This window comes from Agromyces binzhouensis (assembly GCF_004135055.1).
Lineage (GTDB): Bacteria > Actinomycetota > Actinomycetes > Actinomycetales > Microbacteriaceae > Agromyces > Agromyces binzhouensis.
Map to the genome: position 1 here is coordinate 1 of NZ_SDPL01000364.1, position 3238 is coordinate 3238.

General features: G+C 73.3%; 4 protein-coding genes. 2 read left to right on the forward strand and 2 right to left on the reverse strand.

What is annotated here, in order from left to right; translation table 11 throughout:
- Together ESO86_RS19080 and ESO86_RS14165 are read right to left on the reverse strand one after the other, a co-directional pair.
- A partial coding sequence (locus tag ESO86_RS19080; protein WP_165307884.1) for a glycosyltransferase occupies positions 1-583 on the reverse strand: 583 nt, incomplete at its 3' end.
- Complete coding sequence (locus ESO86_RS14165; protein WP_165307885.1) at positions 580-1188, reverse strand: TetR/AcrR family transcriptional regulator; 609 nt, start codon at positions 1186-1188, stop codon at positions 580-582. The genes ESO86_RS19080 and ESO86_RS14165, both read right to left, overlap by 4 nt.
- 176 nt (positions 1189-1364) lie before the next feature.
- On the opposite strand from ESO86_RS14165, the gene ESO86_RS14170 reads away from it, so the two are divergent.
- Positions 1365-2093 carry a hypothetical protein gene (locus ESO86_RS14170; RefSeq protein WP_129235578.1) on the forward strand — a complete coding sequence of 243 codons (729 nt, stop codon included), beginning with the start codon at positions 1365-1367 and terminating at the stop codon, positions 2091-2093.
- Between the two features lie 83 nt (positions 2094-2176).
- The gene (locus ESO86_RS14175; protein WP_129235579.1) at positions 2177-3064 is read left to right on the forward strand and encodes a DNA-formamidopyrimidine glycosylase family protein; all 888 of its coding nucleotides are present in this window, start codon (positions 2177-2179) and stop codon (positions 3062-3064) included.
- Positions 3065-3238 lie beyond the last annotated feature (174 nt).

Below are 3238 nucleotides of genomic sequence, written 5' to 3' on the forward strand. Positions count from 1 at the left end.
CCGGGCTGATCGGCAGCAGGGTCGCCGCCGGCGCCGACGATCGGCGTGACCGTGGTGCGCCCATCACCTCGGCCGCCTCGTCGACCTCGCGCCGGAACATCGCGCCGGCGCCCGCGGCCGCGCGGTAGGTGAGCCGGTTCAGCGGTCCGACGCTGCGCGCCACGGTCCCGGCCGCGGGGAACTCGCGAGTCGCCGTCATCGCCGGCACGAGCTCGACGAGCACGTGCGGGATGCCGAGCGCATCGGCGATGAGCGGCGCCGAGAGCACCTTCGGATGCCACGCGATGACGTCGGGCCGGAACTCGAGCGCCGCGTGCGCCGCGTTCACGATGACCGCGCGCATCACGGGGCGCACGACGTCGCGGAGGCTGCGCATCGCGGCCAGCGGCGAGACGCCCTGCGACTCGATCAGTGCCGAGAAGTCGGCTTCGAGGCTGCGGGTGTCGATCCCGGTCGTGTCGACCCCGGAGCGGTCGGGCAGGGCGAGGCGGACCTCGTGACCGGATGCCGCGGCGCGGCGTGCGAGCGCGGCGAACGGTTCCACGTCTCCGCGCGAGCCCGCGGTGAGCAGGAGCAGCTTCATCGTGCCTCCTCGGTGACGAGACCGGTCGCGGCGAGCAGCCGGTCGTCGGTGACGAGCCCGTCGGAGTAGAGCTCGGCGAGCGGGACGGCGAGGCGGGCCAGGGCGACCTCGGCGTCGCCGCCGGCCCAGGCGGCCAGTCGATCGAGCAGCAGGAACGGCGCGACGCCGAGGAGGACCAGGGCGACGGCCTGCGCGTCCGGGTCGCGTGAGGGGCGGAGCCATCCGCTCGCCGCTCCGTCGTCGATCGAAGCGCGCGCGACCTCGCGCAGGCGAACGAAGAGCGCGTCGGATGCCGCGCCGCCCTCTCCGAGCATGCGCGCGAGGTACGGGCCGTAGGTGCCGAGCACCTCGCCGAGCACGTCGGACGGCGCCACGGCATCCTGCTTGGCGGCGATGAACCCGGCGACGCGAGCATCGCATTCCTCGCGCAGCGCCTGCTTGGTGCCGAAGTGGTGGGTGACGAGGGCGGTGCTGACGCCCGCGTGGGACGCGATGTCGCGCATGGTGGCGGCGTCGTAGCCGTGCGCGGCGAATCGATCGAGCGCTGCGGCGACGATGCGCGCGCGGGCCGTGAGGTCGCCGTCGGCGGCCGGGACTGTACGCATGTACAGCATTCTGTCTGATCGTACAGCTGCCCGCAAGAGCCTGAGGAAACACCCCATGAACAGGTGTTCGATGGCATCACCATGCGGGGGTGTGGTACCAAGGTGCGAGTCGCGCGCCCGCTTGACGGGCCACGGCGTCGACCCTGACGCCGCGACCGGAGAGCGAGGTTCCCCCGATGCGAGCACGTGCACGCACCACTGCCCTGGCCGCCCTGGCCGCCGCCGCCGGACTCGCGCTGGCCGTCACGACGGCCGTCGCACCGGCATCCGCCGCCAAGCCCGTGAGGGGCGGAACGACCACGACCAGCGTCGCGAGCGGGTGCGGCGACCTGAACGGTCTCAAGGTGACCGCGAAGACGGTCAGCAGGACGATCGCGCTGAACGCCGGCGACGTCATCGGCGTGACGGTCTCGCCGGCGCGCTCCGGTGACCTGATCCTCCTCGGCGGGTCGGCCGGCACGGCGATCTTCTTCGAAGAGGCGTCCGCGACCACCGGCATGAAGTTCACCGCTCCGTACAGCACGACGTACGGGCTCGGCTGGTCGCTCGAGACGTCCGGCACGGTTCCCAGCGACCTCACGTGGACGTTCACGTGCTCCGGCTCCGGAGGATCTGGCGGCAGCGCCACCACCTCCGACGCCGACCGCGACGGCGTCGCGGACAGCGCCGACTCGTGCCCGTCGACCACGCTGCCCGACAGCGTCTCGCGGCCCACCGCCGGCAAGTACTTCGCGAACTCGTCGGGGAAGTTCGTCGACGGCACCGGGGCATCGGCCGGCGTCACCGTCGTCGACGCCGGCGGCTGCTCGGCGACGCAGATCGCGAAGGCGCTCCGGCTGAGCAAGAAGGACTCGCGCTCCGGGATCAGCCTCACCACGCTGAAGAGCTGGGCCGCGACCCACTAGGCGCGGTCCCCGCCGGGGCCGCTCCGCATCGCGAGTGACCGAAGACCGTTGGCACGGCCCGCGGGCCGTGCGAGGCTGACGGTATGCCGGAATCCCCCGAGGTCCAGGCCCTCGTCGACGAACTCGAGTCGACGTTGCGCGGGCGCACCGTCGCGGCCGTCGACGTCGTCGAGTTCCGGGTCACGAAGACGCGGAGCCGTCCTCTGACGACGCTCGTCGGCGAACGGGTCCTCGGCGTGACCCGGCACGGCAAGCTGCTGGCGATCGACTTCGACGGCTCGGAGATGCTCGTGGTCTCGCTCGGGCGTCACGGGTGGGCGCGCTGGGCGCCCGCCGAGGCGGATGCCGCAGCACCACCCGCCGGCACCGGAGGCGAGGCCGAGCCTCCGCCGCCCACCCTCGTCTCCCTCGCCTTCGACGGCGACACGGTGCTCGAGCTCACGGACGCCGGCGGCTGGGTGTCGCTCGGATGCTGGGTGGTCGACGAGGTCGACGAGGTCGCCGCGATCGCCAAGCACGGCCCCGACCCCGCCGACCCGGCATTCGGTCGCGACGACTTCGATCACGCCGTCGCCGGTCGCCGCAAGCAGCTGAAGGCGATCCTCCAGGAGCAGGAGACGCTCGCCGGCATCGGCAACGCGTACTCCGACGAGATCCTCTTCACCGCACGGCTCTCGCCCGTCGTGCACGCGGCGGCCCTCGGCGACGACGAGCTCGCCCGCCTGTTCGCGGCGACGACGAGCACGATCCGCGACGCGATCGCCGCGCGCCGGGGCATCCCGATCGACCGCCTCAAGGAGGCGAAGGTCGCGGCGATGCAGGTGCACGGCCGCGCGGGAGAGCCCTGCCCGGGAGGATGCGGCGGCGAGATCCGCGACTTCACGTTCGCGAGCACCACCGCGCAGTACTGCCCGGAGTGCCAGACGGACGGCGAGCTCCTGCCGCTGAAGGAGGGGGAGTCCGGGCGATGAGCGCGGAGCCGGGCGGTGGGCCCGGGTCATCCGCCCCGCCCGCCGTCGTCATCGTCGACGTGGCCAACGTGATGGGATCGCGGCCCGACGGCTGGTGGCGCGATCGCGCGCGTGCCGCGACGCGACTGCTCGAGCGGATGCCGCGGCTCGTGGGCCGCACGGTCGGCGCGCCCG